This window comes from Streptomyces sp. NPDC014801, from assembly GCF_043082085.1.
Lineage (GTDB): Bacteria > Actinomycetota > Actinomycetes > Streptomycetales > Streptomycetaceae > Streptomyces.
In genome coordinates this window covers 55,033-79,512 of the sequence record NZ_JBIBXG010000014.1, presented here as the reverse complement: position 1 = coordinate 79,512, position 24,480 = coordinate 55,033, and the positions used below count along the sequence as shown (strand labels likewise).

The window sequence follows — 24,480 nt, the reverse complement described above, 5'->3', positions numbered from 1 at the left end:
GGAAGGCGTTGAGGGCGATGTCGGACGGCGTCGCCCTCCTTGGTGTGCCTGCTGCGTGAACCACGGTTCCCACGCTGCCCGTTCGTCGTGAGGCAGCAACGCTTGAGCCCGCGTGCAGGCACGGTCCCTTCCCCACCCTCGCCAGGAGTGCCTCGTGCCCGTGTCGCTTCCCCCTGCCCTCCGACTGTCCCTCGACGTGCTGCGCTGCCCGACGTGCCGCAGCCGCCACCTGCGCCCCGACCGCGGCGCGTTGCGCTGCCCTGCGGGCCACGCCTTCGACATCGCCCGCCACGGTTACGCCGGCCTGCTGACGGGCGCCCGTGCCACCAGCGGCGACGACGCATCCATGGTCCAGGCCCGCGACCGGTTCCTGTCCACCGGCGCCTACGCGCCCATCCTCGCCGCCGTGGCCCGTCTGGCAGCCGACGCCAGGTCGGAACAGGCCACGATCGTGGACGCGGGGTGCGGCACGGGCTATTACCTCTCCGGTGCACTCGACGAGTTGCCCGGCGCCCGTGGGCTGGGGTTGGACACATCGGTGCGTGCCCTGCGCCTGGCCGCCCGGGTCCATGCCCGCGCCGCCGCGGTGGCCTGGGACGTCTTTCGTCCCCTCCCGCTGGACGACCAGGTGGCCGACGTCGTGCTCAACGTGTTCGCTCCGCGCAACCCGGCCGAGTTCCACCGCATACTGCGTCCCACCGGGCGGCTGATCGTCATCCGTCCCACCGGACGGCACCTGGCCGAGTTGCGCGGCCGGCTGTCCGCGATGGTCACGATCGACCCGGCCAAGGAGCAGCGCCTGCACCGGGCGTTGAGCCCCCACTTCGAGGCCGTCACCACCGAGCAGGTGGAATACTCCGCGGCCCTTTCCCGGCCGGAGGTCCGGGACCTCGTCGCGATGACACCGAGCGCACGCCACTTGAGCCGCGCAGATCTCGACGACGACAGCCTCCTGCCCGATCAGGTCACCGTCTCGGTGCTGGCCACCGCCTATCAGCCTCGGTGACCATCGGCGCGCGCGTACGTCCGCCCGCCGGCGAGCGGGGGGCCCGCCTCGCGCCGTCTACCGGCGGATCGCCGAGATCAGTCCGCCGGGCCGCTCCTCGCGCCGCGGTGGGGTGCTGATCGGGCGGCCGTAGGCGGCGGCGCGCTCGCGCAGGGTGTGGCTGGTGGCCTCCCAGCCATGCCCTGCCAGCCAGGCCACCGGGTCGTCGGGCATCTCCGAGACCCACATGGACGCCGCCGATCCCGGCGTGGCGTCCGCACCGAAACGCTCGATCACACCGGGTGAGCCCAGCGTCAGTCCCATCCGGCTGCCTGCCGCCGACTGCGCGCTGATCCGGGCCAGGAGAAGCTCCACGGCTTCCTCGGGCAGATAGATCAGCAGGCCTTCGGCGATCCACACCGTCGGCACGGACGGGTCGTGCCCTGCTGCGGCCAGCGTGCCCGGCCAGTCCTCACGGAGATCCACCGGGACGGTGATCCGTTCGCAGCGTGCGACGGCCCGCTCCGGGCGCAGCACCGAGGCCTTGAAATCCAGGGGCGCGGCCGTGTCGACCTCGAACAGCCGGGTGCCCTCGGGCCAGTCCATCCGGAAGGCCCGGCTGTCCATGCCGGCGCCGAGCAGCACGACCTGCCGGACCCCGGACGCGGACGCCTCCTGCAACAGGTCGTCGAGGAACTTGGTCCTGATGACGATGGAGAACGACACGGCCAGCCGGCGGCGTCGCGCGGCTTCGTCGCCGTCGGGCAGGGGCGGCGAGGAGGGCCACAGGCCGCCGGCGGCCGCGAAGGCCTGGGCCAGCGGGTCCCGGAACAGCGCGTTCTCCCGCTCGGTCTCCAGCGCCCGGACCCTGGCGACCCCGACCGCCGTGGCCCACACTCCCGACGGCTGCACCCGCTCCTGCTCATCAGTCACCGCGCCAGCCTAAGGCTTGACCCGTCAGCGACCTTCCGATGCCCCGGGTACGGCTCACCGATTCCCGAGTCGCCCGTCCGGTGAGCGGGCCCACCATCAGCGGCACCCGCACGGCCAGGGCTGGGACCGTCCCACCGGAGCCGTCGGCCTAGGCGCCGCCCCGGCACCCCGTTGCCGCCTCGCGGCAGCACGACCGCCGTCAACGACCGGACTGGAACGAGAGGCCAGACGGCGTCCTCAGCGGGCCAGCGCCCCGCCCGGTACCGCCGCGGGCCGGGCCCCGAAGACCTCGCCTACTGCCGTGCGAGGCCACAAGGTGACGGCGAACAGGGCGAGCACAGGCCCGGTGCCGGGGTCCGTGGCGTGGCCGGTGAGGAGTCCGCCGAGGTCCTGGCCGGCGAGACCGGTGGCCAGGGCCAGGGCGACGCCCGCCGCGAGGGCCGGGCGGCGGGTGCGGGGTGCCAGGACGCCGACACCGACGGCGACCTGGAGGAACGCGAAGACGACCACGAACGGCAGGTCCCGGCCGGTGAACAGCCCGCCGATCGCGTGGTTGACGGCGGCGACGGCACCCGGCTCGCCCTCGCCGGTGGTGGTCAGCTGGGCGGCGGGCGTGTGGCTGGCGGGTTCGAGTTCGAGGGCGGCCGTGCCGAGCCAGACCAGCAGCCACATCCAGCGCGCGAGCGCCCCGCCGAGGACACCCTCGTCCGCGACACTCCACCCGGCGCGAGCACCGACGCCCCCGCTCGCGGAGGCGCCCGGGACACCACCATGGGCGTTCACGGGGGCGCCCGGGACACCGCCACCGGTGCTCACGGGGGCGCCCAGGGCCCCGCCGGACGCGCGGCGCGGCCAGATCGTCACAGCGATCAAGGCGTAGAGCAGGGCCGCGCCGGGGGCGCCGGTCAGCAGGTTGGTGCCGCCCATGAAGAGTCCGCCGACGCCCTCGCCGACGATCCACACGGACAGCGCCCACAGGATCGACAGGCCGAGCGCCGCGCGGGCGGTGCGCCGCCACAGCAGTCCCGCGCCGAGCGCGACCTGGAGCGCGGCGAAGAGGGCGTTCCACAGCGCCGGGTGGGCGGCGAGCATGCCGGTCAGGTCGTACTCCACCGTGGACACCGGGCCGGGCAGGCCCATGTTCGCCATGCCGAGCATGTCCACGAAGAAGCCGCGGGTGAACATCGACGGCTGGAACTGCAGCGCCCCGTCCACCAGCCACAGCACGCCCAGGGTGATCTCCACCCCGCGCCGCGTCACGCGGCGGCCGCCCCACCAGGACGCCGTCGGCTCACGTGCGCCGCCGACGCGTCCCGGCCGGTCGGCGCCGCCGAAGCGGGAAGCGGGAACTTGTTTGCGCCAGTCGCCGATGATCATGAGCCGGCACCTCCGATCGCGGGTCCCGGTGGGTGATACGGAGCGCAGCGACGGACGTCTCAGCGCGATCCCGTACGAATCATCGCGAACCGGGAGCACGGAGCGCGGAGCAAGTCCGTGGGATCGCTCGGCATGGCGCAGGCGCCGGCGACGGCTTGCGTGTCCCGGTAGAGGGGCCGGAGGAGCGGTCCACCACCGGCACATTGCGCCCGCATGTCATTCGTGAAGTCCCCGTTGCACGTGGCGTATCGCGCTGTCCGCGCTCGTCCGGGCGTGCTTCGCTCATGGCACGTCAGCGCAGCTCTCCCTGTACGAGGAGCACCATGAGCAGCCAGCCCGTCGACTCCGTCACCGCCGGTCACGTCCCGCAGGAGTCGCCCGCCGGTCCCGACACCTCGGCCTGGTCCTTCGAGACGAAGCAGATCCACGCCGGTGCCGCGCCCGACCCCGTCACCGGGGCCCGTGCCACGCCGATCTACCAGACCACGTCGTTCGTGTTCCGGGACACCCGGCACGCCGCCGATCTGTTCTCGCTCGCCGAGCCCGGCAACATCTACACCCGGATCCACAATCCCACCCAGGACGTCTTCGAGCAGCGGATCGCCGCCCTGGAGGGCGGGGTGGCGGCGGTCGCCCTGTCCTCCGGGCAGGCCGCGGAGACCCTCGCGCTGCTGACCCTGGCGGGCGCCGGCGACCACATCGTCTCCAGCACCGCCCTGTACGGCGGCACCTACAACCTTTTGCGCCACACGCTGCCCCGCTTCGGCATCGAGGTCTCCTTCGTGGACGACCCGGACGACGCCGAGGCGTGGCGGGCGGCGATCCGGCCGAACACCAAGGCGCTGTTCGCCGAGTCGCTCGGCAACCCGCGCGGCAACGTGCTGGATGTGCGCGCGGTCGCCGACGTGGCGCACGCGGCGGGCGTGCCGCTCATCGTGGACAACACGGTGCCCACGCCGTTCCTGCTGCGGCCACTCGAACACGGCGCCGACATCGTCGTGCACTCCGCGACGAAGTTCCTCGGCGGGCACGGCACCGCCATCGCGGGCGTCGTCGTGGACGGCGGCTCCTTCGACTTCGGCGCGCACGCCGACCGGTTCCCGGACTTCACCGAACCGGACCCGAGCTACCACGGCCTGCGCTACTGGCCCGCGCTCGGCCCCGGTGCCTACGCCGTGAAGCTGCGGGTGCAGTTGCTGCGCGACCTGGGCCCGGCGCTGTCCCCGCACTCCGCGTTCCTGCTGCTGCAGGGCGTGGAGACGCTGAGCCTGCGCATCGAGCGGCACACGGCCAACGCCCAGGCTCTCGCCGAGTGGCTGGAGCAGCGCGACGAGGTCGCCGCCGTCCACTATGCCGGGCTGCCGTCCAGCCCGTGGTACGAGGCCGGGCGGACGTATCTGCCGCGCGGCGCCGGAGCCATCGTCTCCTTCGAACTGCGCGGCGGGGTCGAGGCGGGCAAGCGGTTCGTGGACGGCGTTGAGCTGTTCAGCCATCTCGCCAACATCGGTGACGTGCGCAGCCTGATCATCCACCCGGCGTCCACTACGCACAGCCAGCTGGACGAGGCCCAGTTGGCCGCGACCGGCACCGCGCCGGGGCTGGTGCGCCTGTCGGTGGGCATCGAGAGCCTCGCGGACCTGAAGGCGGACCTGGAGGCCGGGTTCCGCGCGGCCAAGGGAGCGTAGGTGCAGGCCGTCGCCGCTGCCGAGGTTCCCCTGCCGCCGGCCACCGGGGCCTGGCGGGAGGGGGACCCGCCCGGCCGGCGCCGGTGGTACGACCGCAAGGAGCCGCTGCCGCTCGAGTCCGGCGGTGAACTGCCGGGCGTGCGGCTGGCGTTCGAGACATGGGGGACCCTCGCGCCGGACCGCTCCAACGCGGTCCTGGTGCTGCACGCGCTCACCGGGGACAGCCATGTCCGCGGCCCGGCCGAACCCGGGCATCCCACGCCCGGATGGTGGGACGCCCTTGTCGGGCCCGGCCGCGCGCTGGACACCGACCGCTGGTTCGTCGTCGCGCCGAACGTGCTCGGAGGCTGCCAGGGCAGCACGGGGCCGGCCTCCCGGCGGCCCGGGCAGACGCGGTCGTGGGGCGGGGCGTTCCCGTTCCTGACCCCGCGCGACCAGGTCGCTGCCGAGAGCGGTCTCGCGGACGCCCTCGGCATCGACGGGTGGGCGCTCGTCGTCGGGGGTTCCATGGGCGGGATGCGGGCCGTGGAGTGGGCGGTGTCATTCCCGGACCGGACAGGCGCGCTGCTGCTGCTCGCCACGACGGCGGCGGCGAGCGCCGAACAGATCGCGTGGGCGCACATCCAGGTGCAGGCCGTACGCGCGGACCCGCACTGGCAGGGCGGCGACTACCACGACACCGGTCGCGGACCGCATGCCGGTCTGGGGCTGGCCCGGCGGCTCGCCCACGTCACCTACCGCAGCGAGCCGGAGTTGCAGGTCCGCTTCGGCCGTCTGCCGCAGCAGGCGGAGGATCCCCGCCGCGGTGGCCGCTATCAGGTCGCATCCTATCTCGACCATCATGCGGCCAAGCTGGTGCGGCGCTTCGACGCGGCGAGCTACGTGGTCCTGACCGAGGCGATGAACGCGCACGACGTGGGGCGGGGCCGGGGCGGCGTGCGGCAGGCCCTGCGGCGGGTGACGGCGCCGACGCTGGTCGCCGCGGTGGACTCCGACCGCCTCTATCCGCCGTCCCAGCAGGCGGAACTGGCCGCGCTGATCCCGGGTGCCGACCGGCTCAGGACGGTGGAGTCACCGTACGGGCACGACGGCTTCCTGATCGAGACGGAGCAGGTGGCGGGGCTCGTCCGCGAGTTGCTGACCTGACCCGCGTTCACCGTCGCGCTCAACAGTTATGCGCACCTCTGTGGAAAACGGAACGCCGAACGCGCCTTGAACAACAGGGCGCGTTCGGGCCAGAGTTCGGGACGGCGGCGCTCCCCCATTCGCCGCCGGAACGGCATGGCACGTACCGCCGACGGCTCGTCCGGCGTCTCCTGAAGGCTCTGAGGGGCCACCCCACCGGCGGACGTGTCATGCCCATGCAGAGAGGACAGTTGTGCGCGTTTCCCGTATATCCCTGGCGGCCACCGCGATCGGCACCCTGCTGGCTGCCGCCGTCGCCACCGGCGCCGCCGAGGCCACGCCCGCTCCCACGGCCCCCCGCTACGCGCCGGCGATGGTCACCGCCCTGGCCCGGTCCCTCGGCGTCAGCGAGGACGCCGCCGTGGCCCGGCTCGACCACCAGGCCGCCCAGCAGAACGAGTTGACGGCGCTCGCCCGCGCGGGCGTCACCACGGACGGCGCCTGGTTCACCCCCGACGGCACGCTGACGGTGAACGTCTCCTCCCCCGCCGCGGCCGCCGAGGTCAGAGACCACGGCCTGGCGGCGCGCGTGCCACAGCGCGGCGAGCGCGCCCTGGACCGCATCAAGGCGTCCCTCGACGCCCGGGCCCTGCGCGAGGTCCCCGACGGCGTCACCTCGTGGTCGGTGGACCTGCCCAGCGACACCGTCACCGTGCACGTCACCCCCGGCCGCACCTCCGCCGCGGCCGCATCGTTCCTCGCGGACGCCGCCTCCCACGGCAGCGCGGTGCGGATCCTGCGCGACGGGCAGCGCCTCGCCCCGCAGGCGACCGTCTACCCGGGCAGCAGGATGACCTGGACCAACAGCAGCGGCAGCTGGGTGTGTTCCGTCGGTTACGGCGCCCACGACTCCTCGGGGCGCCAGTACCTCGTGAGCGCAGGGCACTGCGTGGCCGACCTGACGGACCTGTACTACGGCAGCGCGCACTTCGCGAAGGGCGTCCACAGCCGTTACGTACTGGGCAGCCGCAGCGTCGACATGGGCATCGCCCAAGTGGACTCGGACGACTCCATCGCCACCCAGGTCGGAACCTGGGGCACCGGAGCGAACGTCGCGGTCAAGGGCAGCAAGCGCGCAGCCCCGGGCTCGGCCCTGTGCAAGTCCGGCCAGACCACGGGCTGGACATGCGGCGCGGTGAAGTCGTACAACGTCTCCGTCACCTACACCGACGAGCACGGCGGCCCCGACACCGTGGTCACCGGTCTGGCGAGCTCGTCGGTGTGCACGCAGGGCGGTGACAGCGGCGGCGCCTACATCTCCGGCAACCAGGCCCAGGGCATGACCTCGGGCGGCCCCACCAGCCAGCAGTGCTCGGGCACCAACTCCAGCGGCTCGTCGTACTTCCAGCCCCTCGACGACGCCCTGTCCTACTACGGTCTGACGCTCAACACGAACTGACCACCAGGCCGGACGCACCACGGCGGGCCCGCTCCCTGCGGGCCCGCCCCGCCGCGAGGGGCGGCGTGCCCCGCCCGGCCGGCCCGCACCACCCGCACACGCCTTCCGCGTATGATCCCGCCCCACAGGACGCGCACCAGCCTGGCGGAGGTGTCATGAGAAGGCCGCACGAAGCCGACGAAGGCGCCGCCTCCGCGGCCGCGCACCCCACCGCGACCGGCTCCGCCGCGCCCTTCGCCGCGGTCTTCCGGGACGCCGTCCAGCGGCGCGGACTCTCCCTGGACCGGGTGCGCGAACGACTGGCCGCGCAGGGCATCAGCATCAGCCTCGCGACCCTCAGCTACTGGCAGCGCGGACGCAGCCAGCCCGAACAGGCCCGCTCGCTGAGGGCCGTGGACGCCCTGGAAGCCATACTCGACCTGCCGCCGGGCACCCTGCGATCCCTCATCGGGCCGAGCCGCCCCCGCGGCCGCACCACCGGGCGGGCCCCCGGACCGGACGTCTCACGCCAGGTGTTCGGGCGGCAGTCCCACATCGAACGCGCCCTGGGCCCGACGTTCCCCCGCTTCAACGACGACCTCGTCTCCCTGACCATCCATGAGACGGTGCGGTTCGACGAACACCGCCGGTTCCGGACCGTCACCGTGAAACAGGTGGTGCGAGCGACCCGCGACGGCGCGGGCCGCATCACGGTCGTGCACGACGAGATAGCCGCGGAGCACGCCACCTTCACCGCCCACTGCGGGCGGCTCGGCACCGTGCGGCGGCTGCCCGAACTGCGGACCGTCGTCGCCGAGGTGGAGTTCGGCCGGCCCCTGGCCCGGGACGAGACGGCACTGATCTCCTACACCCTGCGGTACGGCCCCGAACCGGCGGCATCCCCGGCCCACTACGAGCGGCGGCTGCGCACGAGCCCGCACGAGTTCCTGCTGCACCTGTGTTTCCACCCCGACGCGCTGCCGTCGAGCTGTCACCGCTACTCGAGGGAGCGGATCGGCGGGCCCAAGCGGTCCGAGCGCCGCACCGTCCTCGACGTGTCGCACACCTCGCACATGCTGCTGCACCGATGCCCGCCCGGTGTGTACGGCATGTCCTGGGAGTGGCCCCGCTGACCTCCTCCGGTCCCGGCGACACGGGGCGGGCGGTCCTGCCGTCCGGCTCTCACGGCGTGAGGACGACCTTCTCGCAGCGGTCCTTCTTGTTCTTGAACAGGTCGTAGCCGGTCGGTGCCTCGGTCAGGGGCAGCCGGTGGGTGATGATCCGGGTGGGGTCGATCTTGCGCTGCTCGATCAGCTCCAGCAGCGGTTTCATGTACTTCTGCACATGGCACTGCCCGGTGCGCAGGGTCAGGGACCGGTTCATCCAGGCACCCGCCGGGAACTTGTCGATCAGCCCGCCGTAGACGCCGATGACCGAGACCACGCCGCCGCTCCGGCAGGACAGGATGGCCTGGCGCAGGGCGTGCGGCCGGTCGGTCTCGGAGCGGACCGCCTGCTTGGCGCGGTCGTAGAAGTGGACGTGGGAGGCACCGTGGGTGGCCTCCAACCCGACCGCGTCGATGCACTTGTCGGGGCCCCGGCCGCCGGTGAGTTCGAGCAGGGCCGACCGTACGTCGGTGTCCTCGAAGTCGATGGTGGTGTAGCCCTGGGCGGCGGCCATGTCGAGCCGGTAGGCCTCCTTGTCGATCGCGATGACCTTCTCCGCGCCCAGCACACGGGCGCTGTCCATGGCGAGCTGACCGACCGGACCGGCACCCCAGACGGCCACGACATCGCCTTCCTGGATGTCGCACATGTCGGCGCCCATGTAGCCGGTCGGCAGGATGTCGGACAGGAACAGCACCTGCTCGTCGCTGAGGTCCGACTCGATCTTGAGGGCGTTGACGTCGGCGAACACCACGCGGGCGTACTCGGCCTGGCCGCCGGCGAAGCCGCCGGTGAGGTGGGAGTAGCCGTAGATGCCGCTGGTGGGGTGACCGAAGAACTTCTCCGAGACGCCGGCGTTGGGGTTGCTGTTCTCGCAGCACGAGTACAGCTCCGCGCGGCAGGCCGCACAGGCGCCGCAGGCGATCGGGAAGGGTACGACGACCCGGTCGCCGACGCGCAGTTTGTCGCCGCTGATACCGGGGCCGACCTCGACGACCTCTCCCATGAACTCGTGGCCCAGGATGTCGCCCTTTTGCATGGTGGGGACGTAACCGTCGACCAGATGGAGGTCGGAGCCGCAGATCGCCGTCGAGGTGATCTTCACGATGGCGTCGCGGCTGTTCAGGATCGACGGTTCGGGGACGTCCTGCACCTCGACCGAGTTGCGTCCCGTCCAGCAGGTGGCCTTCATGCCAGAGCCTCCTTCAGCTCGTCCTCGGTCAGCGGTCGGGCCGGGTGCTGCGGGAACTCGCCGCGAGCCCGCTTGCCGCCGGGTGCGCCCTCGGAGCGGACGACCTCGCCGGTCTCCGCGATCTGCTTGAAGCGGCGCAGGTCGTCGTCCAGCTGCTGGTGCGGTTCCTCCCCGAAGTAACGCGCCACGGCCTTGCCCAGCGCCCCGCCGGGCACGTCGTAACGCAAGGTCACATGGATCTCCGTGCCCTGGCCGCCGGGGGCGGGCGCGAAGCGGACCTCCCCGGAGTTGCCGATGTCGGCGCCCTCCACCGACCGCCACGCGATCAGCCGGCCGGGGACGTCCTGAGTGGTCTCCGCGTCCCACTCGACCGCCTTGCCGAACGGCGCGCCGGCCCGCCAGTGACTGGTGCGCGGCCCGGTGACGCGCACCTCGTCCAGGTGCGCCATGAAGTCCGGAAGGCGCTCCAGGTCGCTCCAGAGGGCGTAGACCTCGTCCGGGGGCTGCGTGACGGTGGTGGCCGCGGTCAGTTCCATGGGGGTGCTCCTGCGGGTGCGGGTGACGGCCGCGTAGACGTCCGTCGCCGTGATGGCGGTGACCGCGGCGGTCGCGGCGACGGTGCGGCCGAGACCGCGGCCGTTGTGGTTCTTCAGGGCCCGGCTCAGCATCGTCAGATCCAAGAGGTCGCCCCCGACGCGGCCCCACAGCCAGGCGGGGTGCGGCCGCCCCAGCAGCCCCGTCGCCGCGGCCAGCTCCCGCACACCGACGGCGGTCGTGGCGGCGCGGTGCCGGGAGGTGTCGTCCACGCCCAGGGCCCGGGCGAATCCCGCCGGGGCGACGACCTGGGGCACGCCCAGGAGCGCACTGGCCCAGCCGAGGCCACGTACGAGCGGATCCTTCCGTAGGCGGGAGGTGGAACGGGTGTCTGTCGTCATGGGTGCTCCCCACGTGCGGTGAGGTGAACGGAAGCGGGCCGATCAGTCACAAGGTGAAAAGTGCGTCGCGGACAACGCCGGGGTTTCCACATGACCCCCGTCCAATCCTCGACTCGCGTCACCGAACCGGCGTCCGGCCGCCCGGTCGCGACGTGCAGTAACGCGCGCGACGGCCCTGACCAGTGTCTTCAAGGAACTGGAGGGCTTCTTACGGGGGCGGACACAGAACCGAGCTTGTCGAGTACGCGCCAGTGCGGCCGGATGTCGGGGCAGGCCACCCGTCGTCTCGGCGGACCCCGTCCTGAGCAGCGGGCGCCCACCGGCCGGCGGTAACCGGCTGCCCTGGCGATCACCGCGGCCAGGCGACTCCTACGGCGCCCTCCACCATCTCGCGGCATCTGAAGATCAACGACGAGCAGGAAGTCTCGTCGCAAGCGTGGACTCACACCGAGGTCGGGCGGCCGGGCACCGACAGCGTTCTGTACGCACCGGGAGGGGCGTTGCCGCCGCCCTGTCCCAAAGCCCATGCAGCCGACACGTATTCTCGCATCCGTAAGTCATCGTTTCAGGGGGGAACATGCACACCCGTACTGCCGTCACCACGCTCGCTCTGGCCGCACTTGCCCTCACCGGCTGTTCGTCGAGCAGCGACGACACGACCGACAGCAAGCCCAGCAGCACGCCGAGCGCCACCCCGAGCACCGCGTCGAGTGCCGATGTCAGCGCCGCCGAGAATCGGCTCGGCATCCCGCCCGAGCCGACCCCGGCGAAGCGCGCCGAGCTGCTGCGCGCACTCGCCGCAGCCAACCCTGACATCGTCAAGTACGAAGACAAGGCCGTCGATGCGGCCCGCAACCAGTGCGGCGCGATCAGCGGCGGCGGCAACCGACTCGACTACTCGGCAGCACAGCGCTTCACGTACAAGGACGTCACGACGACCGAAGCACAGGGCAAGCAGATCAACGAGGCGCTCAAGGGCATCGGGTTCTGCAAGGTCTGAGCAGCGGCGACCTCGCCCCGCTCGGCACTGGCCGGGCGGGGCGTTTCGACGAAGCCGGAGCGCTCTCGTCCATTCAGTTCCGGCATCCGGCTCGCTAGCGTGTGGTCGTGACGGAGCACGAGAGCCCATACGACGCGGCTGACATCCAGGTTCTGCAGTTCGACGCGGGAGTGCGCCAGCGGATGGGCATGTACTTCGGTGTGGGGCGCGCAGATCCGAGGCTGCCGGCCCGCGTGCTCTGTGCCCTGGCGTGTCACACGCTTCATCCGGCGACGAAGGTTGCCGCGGAGCACACGCTGCAGACTGTCGTTGAGATCACTGATGACCTGAGCCTCACCATGGTGACGGACCAGCCTCACGCCTGGGATGGGTCGGGTGCTCCCGCCCAGGGTTACTTCGACTCCCTCCTGGGTCCTGAGTGGTGGCTTTTGGCAGCCGCCGCAGCGCTGTCTGATCGGGTCACGGTCGAGATGTGGTCCTCAGGACGGGGCTTCTGCCAGGACCTCGTCGGTATCCGCCCCTTCTCCGATCCCCGGGTATTCGATTCGCCGGGAGGCAGCGGCACGAAGGTGGCCCTCGCCTTCGACCCGACGCATGTCGGTCCGGACTTCGTCCTGCCCACGGATCTCGAGAACCTCGACGTGCATGGCCCGCATTGCTCAGCGCCGACCGGCTCCGGATACGTACTGTTCCGGGATCTCCGCCACGGCTCGGCCGGGCGGGAAGTCATGCACCGGTAAGCCACGCCAACGAGACGGGCTTTCAAGAGACTTGCACCCGTCCTCTCCTGATGGAACCTGGCCGGGTCCCGCATCCCGAGAAAGGAAGGGTGCTGGCCTGACGCAAGGCACGGTGGGCTGCCCCGCTCACCGTGGCACACCTTCCAGCGGCTCGACCTTTGGTACAACCAGGCCATGGGCACCGTGCTCAGCGGCTGGGATGCGGGGCCTTCCCAGCCGTCGCACACTGAAGTTGAGGGCCCGAAGAGGCCTCGGACGCGCTGCTGAAGCCCTTGAACGACCAGCCCGGCGCCGACGACGCGGATGCGCTTCCGCATGGCGCTCGCCGCGGACAGCGGTGCCGGACCAAGAGGTCACACGTGCGTCATGGCCCGCAGGGAGAAGAGATCTTTGGCCGCCGGCTGTGCATACGCGCCCCTCGCCAAGGATCGGAGTACCGCTGCCCGAGGCAGTCCAAGAATGCGTCCCTGGTAACGCCAGGTCGCAGCAGCGGGGAGAAGTCAGATGTCGGAATACAATGACGAGACCGGCGTCATGCGCCAACCGTGTGGCACCTGGGAGTATCATCTTCAACTTCTCAGGCGAGATTCCGAATACCGCGAGAAGTTCCAGGCGGCGGAAGCGTTCATCAACCACTACGTCGCGGTGCATGCTGACGCAGCGTTCCGCCTGAGCCCGGCAATCGTTCCCGTCGTCGTCCACGTCGTCTACAACACCTCGGACCAGAACATCCCGGACGCGGCGGTCCAGAATCAGATCGACGCGCTGAACCGCGACTTCAGCAGGGGAAACGCGGATCTCTCCACAGCACCAACGGTGTTCTCCTCGCTTGCGGCTGACACCGGTATCCGCTTCCAGTTGGCCGCCCGGGACCCTTCGTGCCAGCCTTCGACGGGCATCACTCGAACTCAGACCGCGACCGAGTCGTTCGACATCTTCAACACCGACGACGTCAAATCCGCGGCTACCGGAGGGGCAAATCCGTGGCCGAGGGACAAGTACCTGAACATCTGGGTGTGTCCGGCACTGGCCGGCCAAGGCGGCCGCGGGACATTTCCCGGCGCCTCGGCCGCCACCGACGGGGTCATTGTCAACTACACCGTCTTCGGCCCCGGTGCCCCGCCGTACGACCTCGGCCGCGTCACCGTGCACGAAGTGGGGCACTACTTCCAGCTGTTCCACGTTTTCCAGGGAGCCTGCGCGGACAACGACCAGTGCGCCGACACCCCACCGCAGGCCGCCGCCAACTACGGCAATCCGACGTACCCGCACTTCTCCTGCCAGAGCGCCCCGAACGGGGACATGTTTGTCAACCACATGGACTACACCAATGACTCCACGAAGGTGATGTTCACCGTGGACCAGGCCGCCCGCATGCAGGCCACGTTGACCGGGCCCCGGTCCTACCTTCTCGCATCCGACGGCTTGGTTCCCCCAACAGCCGTCAGCGCAGGCACCTTGTGGTCGGCCGACACACCGCGCGACACCGCAGTGGAGCCAGACCCGCTCGCGGAACCGATGTGGCAGAGTGAAGACATCTGGGTGCGCAACAAGAACGACGGTCGCACCGTCCAGGATCACCAGAACCCGGTTCACCGCCCCGCAGGCTCGCAGCCCAATTACGTCTATGTCCGTGTGCGCAACGCAGCGTGCGGAGCGTCCGCAAGCGGCACCGTGAAGCTTTACTGGGCCAAAGCGTCCTCCGCACTCGCATGGCCGGCTCCATGGGACGGCAGCGTCACCGCGCCCGCGCTGATGGGTGGCCTGATCGGCTCGCAGTCGACGGGGCCCGTCCCTGGGCGCGGGTCGACAGTGTTGGAGTTCCCCTGGTCTCCTCCGGACCCCGCCGACTACAGCATGTTCGGTGGCGACCAGAACCATTTCTGCCTGCTGAGTCGGATCGAGACTGCGGCTACGGCGCCGTACGGGATGACCTTCGCGGAGACCTCGAACCTCTACGAGAATGTGCAGAACAACAACAAGATCGTCTGGAAGAACGTGGAAGTGGCCACCAGTAACCACTTCGACATGCCAGGGTTCGTCACCGTAGGCAATCTTCATGCCTCCGAACATGAGGTGCTGGTCGCCGTGCATGCCCCCTCACTCGGTGGCAAGGACGCTTGGGGTCATGTCGAACTCGAAGTACCGAACGAACTGGCCGACAAGCTACGGAACGCGGACCTCGACCCGACGGTCGCGAGCTTCGAGAAGGACACCCTCCGGATCCACCAACTGGACACCCCGATCGGCCCGGTGACAATTGACGGTGGTCAGTACTACACCCTCGGTGTGCAAGTCGTGGCCGACACGGAAGCTCCGCCCTTCGGCCTGTTCCTCATTGACGTCAACCAGTACGAGCGCCGTGACCAGATCGACGTTCTGACAGGCGGGCAGAGGGTGGCCTTCAAAGTGCTCCCGCCAAGGCAGGGCGACAAGGAAGCGCTCCTGGGGCGATGGTGGCACTCGCACGAGGAAGACCAGGCGGACATACAGGTGTTCCGGCCGGAAGGCTATGAGTTCCCCGTTTCCCTCGGCCGCTGGGGACTCGAACTGCAAGAGGATCACAGGGCAGTCGTCTTCGACATCGGCGCTGCGGAGGGAGTCGAGCGAGTCGATGGCTACTGGTGGACGGACCACGACGATCGCATCCACATCGGCCTGGGTGACCCGGACCGGGGCGACTTGGCCTTGCGCGTCCACTCGGTCGACAAAGAGTCGCTCGTGCTGCGGAGGGCGAGGATCGATCTCCAAGAAAGGTGACCGCGCGCCCGAGGGGGGTCACGGTTTCGGCGGGGGCTGTTCGCCAGGGTGCCGGTCGGGGGCGGCGGTTGAGTGCAGCGTGGTGCGGTGGGCTTCCCAGTCGGCGCGGCCGCCCTCGCCCATGACTCCCGTGCCGGCAGCCAGGTCGGCGGCAGACGTGCGGCGCAGCTCGCGGCGGGCGGCACGGGCGACCAGGGCGGGGAACAGCGGCCGCAGAGGCTGGCACCAGCGCAGCCACGGCGGTGCGTAGACATGCGTGGCGCGGCGGGCGACGCCGGTCGCGAGCCATTCGGCGACCTGCTCGGGGCTGTGCACGCGCCGAGCGAAGTCCGGTTGATGCGCCCGCAGGGCACGTAGCACCGGGTGGTCGTCCAGGCCGGTGAGCATGTCGGTGCCGGTCCAGTGCAGATAGGCGATGCCCACGGCGATGCCGTCGGGTTCGACTTCGCCCCGCAGCGCCTGGGCGAAGGACTCCGCGCCCGCCTTCGAGGCGCAGTAGGCGCTCATCAGGGGGGCCGAGCCGAACGCGGCCGTGGAGGCCACCTGGAGGAAGTAGCCGCGGGTGCGTGTGAGGTGCGGCAGGAAGGCACGCGCGGTGTTGGCGGAGCCGGTGAGGTTGACGTCGACGACGCGGCGCCACAGACCGGCGTCGGTGAGACGGAAGGGGCCGCCGGCCGCGACGCCCGCGTTGGCCACGACCACCGATGCGGCACCGAGGCGGGCGGCCACCTCGTCCGCGGCCCGGTCGAGCGCCTCGGGATCGGTCACATCGGCCTCGACACAGAGGGTGGGCCCGCGGAGCGCGGACGCGGCGGCCCGCAGGGTGTGCTCTTCACGGCCGAGCAGCGCCACCGCCATTCCCTCGGCGGACAGACGCCGCGCCAGTGCCTCCCCGATCCCCCGTGCCGCTCCTGTGACGACGGCGACCCGGCCGCGCAACGGGGCGCCGGGAGCATGGCCTGCGCACGTCTCGCGGGAGCCTCGGGCAGTCATGGGGGGTACCTCGCTCTCTTCGGTGCCGGGGCGGGGCGCGGCCCGAGGTGCCGGTGGGCGGCTGTGGCCGCAGGCCCGCAGGCCCGCAGGCCCGCCGGCCTGCCGACGTGGCTCATCATGACCCCCGATGTCGCGGGCCGCTCGTCATGAGCCGTGTGCCGGGCGCCGGCCGGTTCTTCTCCGTGACCTGCGTCGGCCGACCGCGTGCGTCCGCCGATCCGGACGTACGCCTCAGTGCGCTGATGTCGGCACGTCACCCGTGAGGCGACGACGGTGCCTGCCGGTCGCCGGGCTCCGCCGCTTGCGCCATGAGGGTGACAAGGTGCCGGACGCGCAAGTGTGCCTCGGCCGGGGGGTGCAGGGAACGGTCCAGATCGACGGTGTACCGCACGGTGCCGCCGTCCCGCCGACGGCGGACGTATCCGGCCTGTTCCAGGTCGCGCACGATGTTCCACACGGTCCGCTCGCTGGTCCGGCATTCCTCCGCCATCTCGCGCAGACGACGGTCGGGACCACGGGCGATCACCACGAGTACGCGGGCATGGATCGTGAGGAACGCTCGTTCACGGGTCGACGTGCCCACTGTCGGATCCGCCTTTCGTCGTCGTACGGCCATGACCGGCCCCCCTCGGGCTCCGGCACGCCGCGCTCGGGCACCCAGATGGGGACACGCGGCTTCTTCGCCGCCGGGCCCCGTTCCGGATGCAGCCTCAGTACGCCCGTTCGACTCGATGCGGTCCGGGACGGTTGGCGGGTCCCCCGTCCACGTTCCACGTCTCCGGCAGATCGCTGCCGCAGAAGACGCAGACGAAGTCGTCCTCGCGCACGATGTTGTGCTCCTGGCAGTCAGGGCATCGCCGGAACACGACCTCGTGCGTGAAGCCGGAAGGTCGCCCGAGCCCCGCGCGGTCCAGGGCACGGGCGACTGCCGGCCAGGAGGTCACGTCCGGGCAGTAACCGGTGGAGTGGTTGCTGATCTCGCCCACGGCCCACCCGTCCGCCTCCCGCACGAAGCCGGTCTCGCCGGCGCTCAGCACCCTGCCTCCGCCCGCGCAGGCCACGTGCTCGCTTCGCCGCGGGGCGAGCCGGAGCACACCGTCCGTGTCGACCACGAGGGTGAACGGTTCGGCCGGCTCCGTCGCGGATCGCCCGGCGATCCAGCCGCTGAACTCTGCCGCCGAGCTGATCCGGCACCCGCCGCTGCCGGGCCGGACTGCCGCCTTCAGCTCGGCCGGTCCGGCGTATCGGTAACTCCGCTCCCGCGCACTCACTCGAACCAGCCCGGATCAGTCCGGCACATGGACTAGGGCCGGAGCACGATCTTGCCGTGGGTGTGCTGCTGTTCCAGCTCGCGGAAGGCGTCCTGGACCTGTTCCAGCGGGTAGGTGCGGGCGATCGGCACCTCCAGTTCCCCGCGTGCGGCGAGCCGGGCCAACTCGCCGAGCACGACCGCGGACGCCGCCGCCCCTTCACCGTAGGTGCGCGCGCCGACCTCGGCCGCGGCCTGCCAGTCGCGGATGGTGTTGATCCGCTCGGGCCGCACGCCCAGCTCCACCGCCAATGCCACGTAGCCGTCGCCGAAGGTGTCGATGAACGCGTCGACCCTGCCCTCGGACGCCTGTCGGATCCGCTCGGCCACACCGGGCCCGTACTGGACCGGGAGAACGCCGCGTTCCTTCAGCCACGCGTGGTTGTGCTCGCTCGCCAGCCCGATCACCGTGGCGCCGCGCCGCCGTGCGAGCTGCACGGCCAGCGATCCGACGCCGCCCGCCGCACCGGAGACGACGACTGTGTCGTCCGGGCCGGGGTCCACCGCGAACACCGTGGCGTAGGCGGTCGTACCGGCCACGTACAGCGCCCCGGCCACCTCCCAGGCCAACCCGGCCGGGCGGATCACGAGATTGACGTCGTCGACCACGACGAACTGCGCGTGGCTGGCCCGCCTGTGGGTGAAGCCCAGCACCTCGTCGCCCACCGCGAAGCCCCGGACGTGCGGGCCGGCTTCCACGACGACGCCGGCCAGGTCGCTGCCCTGCCCGGAGGGAAACGTCGCGGGCCAGCGTTCGTGCAGCGCGCCCACGCGGATGTGCGCCTCGCCGGGCTGGATCCCCGCCGCACGGACCTCGACGAGCACCTGCCCGGGTCCGGGCACCGGGCGCTCCACCTCCTCCACCCGCAGCACATCGATCCCGCCGTACTCGTGAAACCGCACCGCCCGCATTGCGTGATCACCGCACCTTCTCGTGGGGACAAGGCCTGCCCAAGCCGCGCGCCGTAGCGCCACCGACGCCAACGTGTCACCGCATTCAAAGATCACGTGCCGATCCTTATTCCCCGGGGCACTGCCGATTCCCCAGTGTCCTGCCGATCTCCCAGCGCGCTGCCCATTTCCTGGTGCACTGCCGGATACCCGGCAAACCGCCGACGGCGATCCCGTCCGCGCACCCCGACCCGGGGCTCAAGTCGCAGTAGGGGCTTGCCCGTTGCACCGGCACGGCCGCGCCCCATTCTCCTCGAGCCGCACTCCTGGCATGCACCAGTCAAATCTGTCACGCTTTCGGCAGCCGGCGCCCCGACCCCCTCAGGTGCCGCCGGCCGACCCGAACCGATCACGCAAGCACCGTCCGTGGCCGCCCCGGCGCACCCCAGCCGGCCGGGCGGTCTTCGAGCAGGCCGGAATCCCGGCCGCCGCAAAGGAGTAGCGTGTGAGATCGACCCCCCACAGGGCCCTCGGCGCCGGAGCGATCGTCGCCGCCGCGCTGGCCGCCCTCTGTCTCCCGACCACCCCCGCCGCCGCCCAGCCGACCGCGCAGCACAGCGCGGCAGCCACCTGCACTGCCACCCAGGTGGTCGCCAACGGCGGCTTCGAGAGCGGGACTTCGCCGTGGAGCCAGTCCTCGTCCACGGTGATCACCAGCCGTTCCGGCCAGAGCGCCCACGGCGGCAGCAGCTACGCCTGGCTGGACGGAGTCGGCAGCACCCACACCGACACCCTCAGCCAGAGCGTCACCGTCCCCGCCGGCTGCGCCACCGCCACCCTCACCTTCTGGCTGCACATCGACACGGACGAGACGACCTCGTCCATCGCCTACGACAAGCTCACCGCCAAGATCGGCGCCACCACGCTGGCCACGTACTCGAACCTCGACGACGCCACCGGCTATGTGCAGAAGTCGCTCGACGTCTCCGCGTACGCCGGCCAGAGCGTGACCCTGTCGTTCACCGGCACCGAGGACTCGAGCCTGCAGACCAGCTTCGTCCTGGACGACATCGCGCTCTCCACCTCCGGCGGCACCACCCCGCCCCCGACCGACGCCACCCGCACCCCTGCCGCCCCCTCCTACACGGTGAACCTCAGCAGTGACACGAGCGGCACCGTCTGGTCCGGGCACGAGAGCGTCAGCTTCACCAACGCCTCCCCCACCGCGCTCAGCGAGGTGTATCTGCGACTGTGGGACAACTATCACGGCACCTGTGACGCGATGCCCATCCGGGTCGGGAACGTCACCGGCGGCACCGCGGGCGCCCTCTCGGTGAACTGCACCGCCCTGAGGATCGACCTGCCGAGCCCGCTGAACCAGGGCCAGAGCACCACCATCGGCTTCGACCTCGGCATCACCGTCCCCAGCGGCGCCGACCGCTTCGGCCACGACGGCGCCTTCAGCTTCATCGGCAACGCCCTGCCTCTCCTCGCGATCCGCGACGGCGCCGGCTGGCACCTGGATCCGTACACGAACAACGGCGAGTCCTTCTACTCCCTGGCCGCCGACTTCAAGGTGACCCTGGACCACCCGAGCGGCCTGCTGGTCCCGGCCACCGGCACCTCCACCGACATCCCCGGCTCCAGCGGCCGTACCGTCACCACGGCGACCGCGGCCAAGGTCCGTGACTTCGCCTGGGCCGCCGGGCCCTTCACGAAGATCTCCGGCACCTCCACGGCGGGCGTCCCCATCAGCGTCTACTCCGTCTCGGGCATCAGCTCCTCCAGCGCCCAGTCCATGCTCAGCACCGCCAAGTCCGCCGTGGACGCCCATGCCTCCCGGTTCGGCGCCTACCCGTACGGCGAGCTGGACGCGGTGATCGACAACAACTACTGGTTCGGCGGAATGGAGTACCCGGGCTTCGTCCTCGACCTGGTCAGCACCACCGCCCTCACCCATGAGATCGGCCATCAGTGGTGGTACGGCATCGTGGGCGACGACGAGTACAACAGCCCCTGGCTGGACGAGGCGTTCACCGACTACGCCACCGACCTCGCCCTCGGCAAGACGGGCAGCAACTGCTGGAGCGGCGTCTCCTGGGCCGCCAGCGCCGAGAAGATCACCAACTCGATGGCCTACTGGGACGCGCACTCCTCCCGCTACTCCACCGTGGTCTACGGCTACGGCAAGTGCGCCCTGCACGACCTGCGCCGCGTCCTCGGGGACACCGCCATGGCCAAGCTGCTGAAGGACTACGCGGCGGCGCACTGGTACGGCGTGTCCACCACGGCCGAGTTCAAGGCCGCAGCCCAGGCCGCCACGAGCGCGGACCTGACCTCCTTCTGGTCGCAGCACCGCATCGAGGGCTGAGCCCCACCGGCCCGGTCACGGCGGCTCCGCACCCCGTGGCCGGGCCACCCACATGGACCAACCCCGTCCCAGGGCGGCACCGTTGGGCGGTATCCGGAGTGCGGCACCGCCCCACTGCGGGTCAGATGGATCCCGTGCGACCTTCCATATCTTCCGGCCCTCGTGGCCCACGCCTGGCCGTCACCACCGTGCTGACCGGCCTGTTGCTGACCCTGTCCACCCCGGCGGCACTGCCCCTGCCGGATCCGGTGATGCCCGAGCGGGGCAGCGCCTTCATGGGCATCGGCGTCCTCGCGCACGACGGCAGCGAAGCCGCCGCCGCGGACGCCCCCACCGCCCGCATCACCCAGACGGAGGGCGTGGACGTCTCGAGCTACCAGCGCGACGTCGACTGGCCGACCCTGTGGAGCGGCGGCGCCCGATGGGCGTACACCAAAGCCTCGGAGGGCACCTACTACACCAACCCCTACTTCACGCAGCAGTACACCGGCTCCTACGACACCGGCATGGTCCGCGGCGCCTACCACTTCGCCACCCCCGACACCAGCGGCGGCGCCGCCCAGGCCGACTACTTCGTCGACCACGGCGGCGGCTGGTCCAAGGACGGCAAGACCCTGCCCGGCGCCCTCGACATCGAGTGGAACCCGTACGGCGACGACTGCTTCGGCAAGTCGCAGAGCGGCATGGTCACCTGGATCCGCGACTTCCTCGCCCGGTACAAGGCCCGCACCGGCCGCAACGCGGTCATCTACACGGCCACGGCCTGGTGGACCCAGTGCACCGGGAACTACTCCGGCTTCGGTGCGACCAACCCGCTGTGGATCGCCCGCTACGCCACGACGCCCGGAACGCTCCCCGCGGGCTGGACGTCGCACACCATGTGGCAGTACACCTCCACCGGCAAGACGGTCGGCGACCACGACCGCTTCAACGGCACACAAGCCCAGCTGAGCAGCCTCGCGACCGGCTGACGAGCAGCAGGGACGTTCGCGAGCAGCAGGCGCGATGGCGGGGGCTCCCGGCGTGCACGACCCGCACGCCAGGCGCCCCCGCCGCCGGCTTCGCGCTCCCCGGTCTCACCGGTGCTGCCCGGCCCTCTCGACGGCAGAACGCCCCGTCAGGAGCACATGGCGCGCCAGGAGCCGGGTCGGCATCCCGCCTTTCAGAAGGCGGAGTTGGCGAACCAGTGGGTCAGCAGGTCCTCGTCCCCCTCGTGAGCGAGGCTCTGCGCCCGGTAGGGCAGGCGGCCGTAGACGAGGAGGAGCAGGTCGGCCGCGGTGCCCCGGACGGTCGCGTCGGCGGTGTCCGCGGCTTCGCCGGTCTGTTCCAGGCCGAATCCGTCGGGCCGGAGGCGAACGAGCCAGGCGTCGTCGCCGTCGGTCGTGCGGAAGCCGATGGTCCGGTCGGGACCGCGCAGGTCGGCCACCTTGGGGGCGAAGGAGGTGGCGAAGGGCAGGTTGACGAGGAACTCGTCGATCCCGTCGACGGCGAGGGTACGGTCGATCGCGGGCCTCAGGCCGAGGGCCAGCTCAGCGTCGGCCCGGTGCAGCAGCGTCTCGAAGAGCATGCGGCGGGCCCAGAAGCGGGCGTGCTGGTCGACGCCCCACGCCCACATCGGCAGGTCGGGGTCGGTGGCCGCGAAGGCCTCCGCGGCCACGGTCGCGCTCTCGGCCAGCCAGCCAGGGTATCCGTCCTCCCGCTCCGGGAGCCGCAGGTCCACCTCTCGTGTGCGCGGGGGCTCCTGGACACGCGTCCGCAGCAGGACCGAGAACCAGCGCTGGACACTGCCCGTGTGCTTCACCAGGTCGGCCAGGGTCCAGCCGGGGCAACTGGGCACGGCGGTGGTCAGGTCGGCGTCGCCGATCGTGGCGACGAACCGTGCGGTCTCCGCCGCGACCGCCGCACGGTGATCGACCTGCAGGGCGGCGGCCTGGTGGGTGTGGTCGGACTTGTTCATCGTGAGCTGCCTTCCGGGAAGGTGCGGGTCAGCGGGACGGCTGGTCGAGGACAGCCCGGGCACGGCTTTCGCGGCCTTCGGCGGGCTTTTTCAGGACGGGAGTACGCGGCGCGTGCGCCCGCTTGATGCCGACGAGCGAGACGGCGACCACCAGGCCGAAGGCCACACCCGCGATCGCGAAGCCGAGCGTGAACTGGCTCTCCTGGGGCAGCGCGGGCATGCCGGCGGGCAGCGGGATGGTCTTCGACGCCAGCAGGGTGGTGATCACCGCGCTGGCGACGGCGCTGCCGACCGAGCGGGAGATGGAGTTGATGCCGTTGGCGATGCCGGACTGGTGGGCGGGAACGCTCGCCACGATGAGGGCGGGCATGGCGGCGTAACCGAAGCTGATCGCGAGACCGATGACCATGCCCGCGCCGATCACCGAGGCAGACGTTCCGTGCGCGACGGTCAGCCACGTGAATCCGAGGACGCCGAAGCAGGCGCCGGCCGCCAGGGTGACGCGCGCGCCGAGCCGGCGGACCAGCACACCGCCGAACTGTGAGCCCACGAGCGAGACGAGCGTGGTCGGCAGCAGATACACGACGGACGCTCCGAGCACGGAGGCGCCGAAGCCGTAGCCCGCGAGGTCCTCGGGCACCTGGACGAGGTAGGAGACGCCGATGAACTGGGCGAACATCGCGAATCCCAGCAGCAGACCGGCCAGGTTGGTGAACAGGACGGGCCGGTGGGTGAACATCTCCATGTCCACCATGGGTTCCTTGACCCGGCGCTCGGTCACGACCCACACCGCGGCCATGACGACCGCCCCGGCGAAGGAGCCGAGGGTGCGTCCGGACGTCCATCCCCACTCGTGCCCCTGCGAGACGGGCAGGAGCAGCAGCACCAGCAGCGCTCCCAGAGTGATCGCGCCCAGCCAGTCGGTCCGCCCTCCCGTTGCCGCCCGGGAAGCGGGCACGGCGAACCACACGCCCACGAGTGCGACCATCGCGAGTGCCACCGCGAGCCAGAACACCCGGTGGTAGTCGGGGTGGACGCCCCGGGTGAGGAGCCCCGCGCCGACCAGCGCGAGTCCGCTGCCGAACGCGAGGGTGCCGCTGACCAGGGCCATGGCACCGGGCAGTTTCACCGGCTCGATCTCCTCGCGCAGGACGGAGAGGGCGAGCGGAAAGATCGCGGTCGCCGCTCCCTGCATCACCCGGCCGACGATCAGCCAGGTCAGCGAAGTGGTCGTGGCGGCGAGCACGGAGCCGCCGACCATCACGAGCAGGACACCGATGAGGGTGCCCTTCTTGCCGTGCTGGTCGCCGAAGCGGCCGAGCAACGGGGTGAAGACGGCGGCCGACAGCAGCGTGGCGGTGGTCACCCAGCTGACGTTCGCCGTGGTGGCCCGCAGATCGTTCTGGATGATGCCCAGGATCGGGACGACCAGCGTCTGCATCATCGAGACGACCATGGCGGCGAGCCCCAGGGTGAGGACCAGCACGCTGTCCGGTGCGCGTCGCCGGCCGGCCGTGCGCAGTGCTTGTGACACGGAATCTCTTCCTTGGTGAGACGTCCGCCTCGGCGGACGCGGAGTACGCCGAAGCCGGCGAACGGTGGAACGTGAGGACACGGGCGCTC

20 protein-coding genes are annotated in these 24,480 nt (G+C 71.1%); 10 read left to right on the top strand and 10 right to left on the bottom strand.

Going from position 1 to position 24,480, the window contains the following annotated elements; all coding sequences use genetic code 11:
- The first annotated feature begins 154 nt into the window (after positions 1-154).
- Positions 155-1,006, top strand: a complete 852-nt coding sequence (locus tag ACF1AL_RS31570) for a putative RNA methyltransferase (protein ID WP_391778515.1) — start codon at positions 155-157, stop codon at positions 1,004-1,006.
- A 57-nt stretch (positions 1,007-1,063) separates the two neighbouring features.
- Here ACF1AL_RS31570 and ACF1AL_RS31565 read toward each other — a convergent pair whose 3' ends face one another.
- Positions 1,064-1,882 (bottom strand): class I SAM-dependent methyltransferase, encoded by an 819-nt coding sequence (locus tag ACF1AL_RS31565; RefSeq protein WP_391778657.1) that lies wholly within the window; start codon positions 1,880-1,882, stop codon positions 1,064-1,066.
- A 273-nt stretch (positions 1,883-2,155) separates the two neighbouring features.
- A complete protein-coding gene (locus ACF1AL_RS31560; RefSeq protein WP_391828375.1) occupies positions 2,156-3,295 on the bottom strand; it encodes a hypothetical protein in 1,140 nt (379 codons plus the stop codon).
- A gap of 323 nt (positions 3,296-3,618) precedes the next feature.
- Between ACF1AL_RS31560 and ACF1AL_RS31555 the strand changes: the two genes are divergently transcribed.
- The 4 genes from ACF1AL_RS31555 (at position 3,619) to ACF1AL_RS31540 (ending at position 8,676) form a co-directional block, all read left to right on the top strand.
- The gene (locus ACF1AL_RS31555; RefSeq protein WP_386911744.1) at positions 3,619-4,980 is read left to right on the top strand and encodes a bifunctional o-acetylhomoserine/o-acetylserine sulfhydrylase; all 1,362 of its coding nucleotides are present in this window, start codon (positions 3,619-3,621) and stop codon (positions 4,978-4,980) included.
- Positions 4,981-6,126 carry a homoserine O-acetyltransferase gene (locus ACF1AL_RS31550; RefSeq protein WP_391778513.1) on the top strand — a complete coding sequence of 382 codons (1,146 nt, stop codon included), beginning with the start codon at positions 4,981-4,983 and terminating at the stop codon, positions 6,124-6,126.
- 232 nt (positions 6,127-6,358) lie between these two features.
- The gene (locus tag ACF1AL_RS31545) at positions 6,359-7,564 is read left to right on the top strand and encodes a S1 family peptidase (protein ID WP_391778512.1); all 1,206 of its coding nucleotides are present in this window, start codon (positions 6,359-6,361) and stop codon (positions 7,562-7,564) included.
- Positions 7,565-7,719: 155 nt separating this feature from the next.
- The gene (locus ACF1AL_RS31540; RefSeq protein ID WP_391778511.1) at positions 7,720-8,676 is read left to right on the top strand and encodes an XRE family transcriptional regulator; all 957 of its coding nucleotides are present in this window, start codon (positions 7,720-7,722) and stop codon (positions 8,674-8,676) included.
- A gap of 49 nt (positions 8,677-8,725) precedes the next feature.
- Here ACF1AL_RS31540 and ACF1AL_RS31535 read toward each other — a convergent pair whose 3' ends face one another.
- Positions 8,726-9,901 (bottom strand): zinc-dependent alcohol dehydrogenase, encoded by a 1,176-nt coding sequence (locus tag ACF1AL_RS31535; protein ID WP_391778510.1) that lies wholly within the window; start codon positions 9,899-9,901, stop codon positions 8,726-8,728.
- Positions 9,898-10,836 carry an SRPBCC family protein gene (locus tag ACF1AL_RS31530; protein WP_391778509.1) on the bottom strand — a complete coding sequence of 313 codons (939 nt, stop codon included), beginning with the start codon at positions 10,834-10,836 and terminating at the stop codon, positions 9,898-9,900. Before ACF1AL_RS31530 ends, ACF1AL_RS31535 begins: the two co-directional genes overlap by 4 nt.
- Before the next feature lie 577 nt (positions 10,837-11,413).
- Here ACF1AL_RS31530 and ACF1AL_RS31525 point away from each other — a divergent pair.
- The 3 genes from ACF1AL_RS31525 to ACF1AL_RS31515 all read left to right on the top strand — a co-directional run bounded on the left by ACF1AL_RS31525 (position 11,414) and on the right by ACF1AL_RS31515 (position 15,336).
- Positions 11,414-11,836 (top strand): hypothetical protein, encoded by a 423-nt coding sequence (locus ACF1AL_RS31525; protein WP_391778508.1) that lies wholly within the window; start codon positions 11,414-11,416, stop codon positions 11,834-11,836.
- A 107-nt stretch (positions 11,837-11,943) separates the two neighbouring features.
- Complete coding sequence (locus tag ACF1AL_RS31520) at positions 11,944-12,576, top strand: hypothetical protein (protein ID WP_391778507.1); 633 nt, start codon at positions 11,944-11,946, stop codon at positions 12,574-12,576.
- Between the two features lie 504 nt (positions 12,577-13,080).
- Positions 13,081-15,336, top strand: a complete 2,256-nt coding sequence (locus ACF1AL_RS31515; protein WP_384210759.1) for a zinc metalloprotease — start codon at positions 13,081-13,083, stop codon at positions 15,334-15,336.
- Between the two features lie 18 nt (positions 15,337-15,354).
- Here the strand turns inward: ACF1AL_RS31515 and ACF1AL_RS31510 are convergent, their stop codons facing one another.
- The 4 genes from ACF1AL_RS31510 to ACF1AL_RS31495 form a co-directional block, all read right to left on the bottom strand.
- A complete protein-coding gene (locus ACF1AL_RS31510) occupies positions 15,355-16,329 on the bottom strand; it encodes an SDR family oxidoreductase (RefSeq protein WP_391778506.1) in 975 nt (324 codons plus the stop codon).
- Positions 16,330-16,582: 253 nt separating this feature from the next.
- A complete protein-coding gene (locus ACF1AL_RS31505) occupies positions 16,583-16,912 on the bottom strand; it encodes a helix-turn-helix transcriptional regulator (RefSeq protein ID WP_391699267.1) in 330 nt (109 codons plus the stop codon).
- A 127-nt stretch (positions 16,913-17,039) separates the two neighbouring features.
- Positions 17,040-17,600 (bottom strand): hypothetical protein, encoded by a 561-nt coding sequence (locus ACF1AL_RS31500; protein WP_391778505.1) that lies wholly within the window; start codon positions 17,598-17,600, stop codon positions 17,040-17,042.
- Between the two features lie 32 nt (positions 17,601-17,632).
- Positions 17,633-18,550, bottom strand: coding sequence for an NADP-dependent oxidoreductase (locus ACF1AL_RS31495; RefSeq protein WP_391778504.1), 918 nt, complete (start codon positions 18,548-18,550; stop codon positions 17,633-17,635).
- 484 nt (positions 18,551-19,034) lie between these two features.
- Here ACF1AL_RS31495 and ACF1AL_RS31490 point away from each other — a divergent pair, with 484 nt between their 5' ends.
- Both ACF1AL_RS31490 and ACF1AL_RS31485 read left to right on the top strand, forming a co-directional pair.
- Positions 19,035-20,900 carry a M1 family aminopeptidase gene (locus tag ACF1AL_RS31490; RefSeq protein ID WP_391778503.1) on the top strand — a complete coding sequence of 622 codons (1,866 nt, stop codon included), beginning with the start codon at positions 19,035-19,037 and terminating at the stop codon, positions 20,898-20,900.
- 125 nt (positions 20,901-21,025) lie between these two features.
- Positions 21,026-21,871 carry a lysozyme gene (locus ACF1AL_RS31485; RefSeq protein ID WP_384210747.1) on the top strand — a complete coding sequence of 282 codons (846 nt, stop codon included), beginning with the start codon at positions 21,026-21,028 and terminating at the stop codon, positions 21,869-21,871.
- Between the two features lie 191 nt (positions 21,872-22,062).
- Here the strand turns inward: ACF1AL_RS31485 and ACF1AL_RS31480 are convergent, their stop codons facing one another.
- The gene (locus ACF1AL_RS31480; protein ID WP_391778502.1) at positions 22,063-22,857 is read right to left on the bottom strand and encodes a maleylpyruvate isomerase family mycothiol-dependent enzyme; all 795 of its coding nucleotides are present in this window, start codon (positions 22,855-22,857) and stop codon (positions 22,063-22,065) included.
- A 28-nt stretch (positions 22,858-22,885) separates the two neighbouring features.
- Positions 22,886-24,391, bottom strand: a complete 1,506-nt coding sequence (locus tag ACF1AL_RS31475) for an MFS transporter (RefSeq protein WP_391778501.1) — start codon at positions 24,389-24,391, stop codon at positions 22,886-22,888.
- Positions 24,392-24,480 lie beyond the last annotated feature (89 nt).

Coding starts and splice junctions, on each gene's coding strand:
- ACF1AL_RS31560 (WP_391828375.1), bottom strand. CDS start 3,295: ATGATCATCGGCGACTGGCGCAAACAAGTTCCCGCTTCCCGCTTCGGC.
- ACF1AL_RS31555 (WP_386911744.1), top strand. CDS start 3,619: ATGAGCAGCCAGCCCGTCGACTCCGTCACCGCCGGTCACGTCCCGCAG.
- ACF1AL_RS31540 (WP_391778511.1), top strand. CDS start 7,720: ATGAGAAGGCCGCACGAAGCCGACGAAGGCGCCGCCTCCGCGGCCGCG.
- ACF1AL_RS31535 (WP_391778510.1), bottom strand. CDS start 9,901: ATGAAGGCCACCTGCTGGACGGGACGCAACTCGGTCGAGGTGCAGGAC.
- ACF1AL_RS31530 (WP_391778509.1), bottom strand. CDS start 10,836: ATGACGACAGACACCCGTTCCACCTCCCGCCTACGGAAGGATCCGCTC.
- ACF1AL_RS31525 (WP_391778508.1), top strand. CDS start 11,414: ATGCACACCCGTACTGCCGTCACCACGCTCGCTCTGGCCGCACTTGCC.
- ACF1AL_RS31515 (WP_384210759.1), top strand. CDS start 13,081: ATGTCGGAATACAATGACGAGACCGGCGTCATGCGCCAACCGTGTGGC.
- ACF1AL_RS31510 (WP_391778506.1), bottom strand. CDS start 16,329: ATGACTGCCCGAGGCTCCCGCGAGACGTGCGCAGGCCATGCTCCCGGC.
- ACF1AL_RS31495 (WP_391778504.1), bottom strand. CDS start 18,550: ATGCGGGCGGTGCGGTTTCACGAGTACGGCGGGATCGATGTGCTGCGG.
- ACF1AL_RS31485 (WP_384210747.1), top strand. CDS start 21,026: ATGGATCCCGTGCGACCTTCCATATCTTCCGGCCCTCGTGGCCCACGC.
- ACF1AL_RS31480 (WP_391778502.1), bottom strand. CDS start 22,857: ATGAACAAGTCCGACCACACCCACCAGGCCGCCGCCCTGCAGGTCGAT.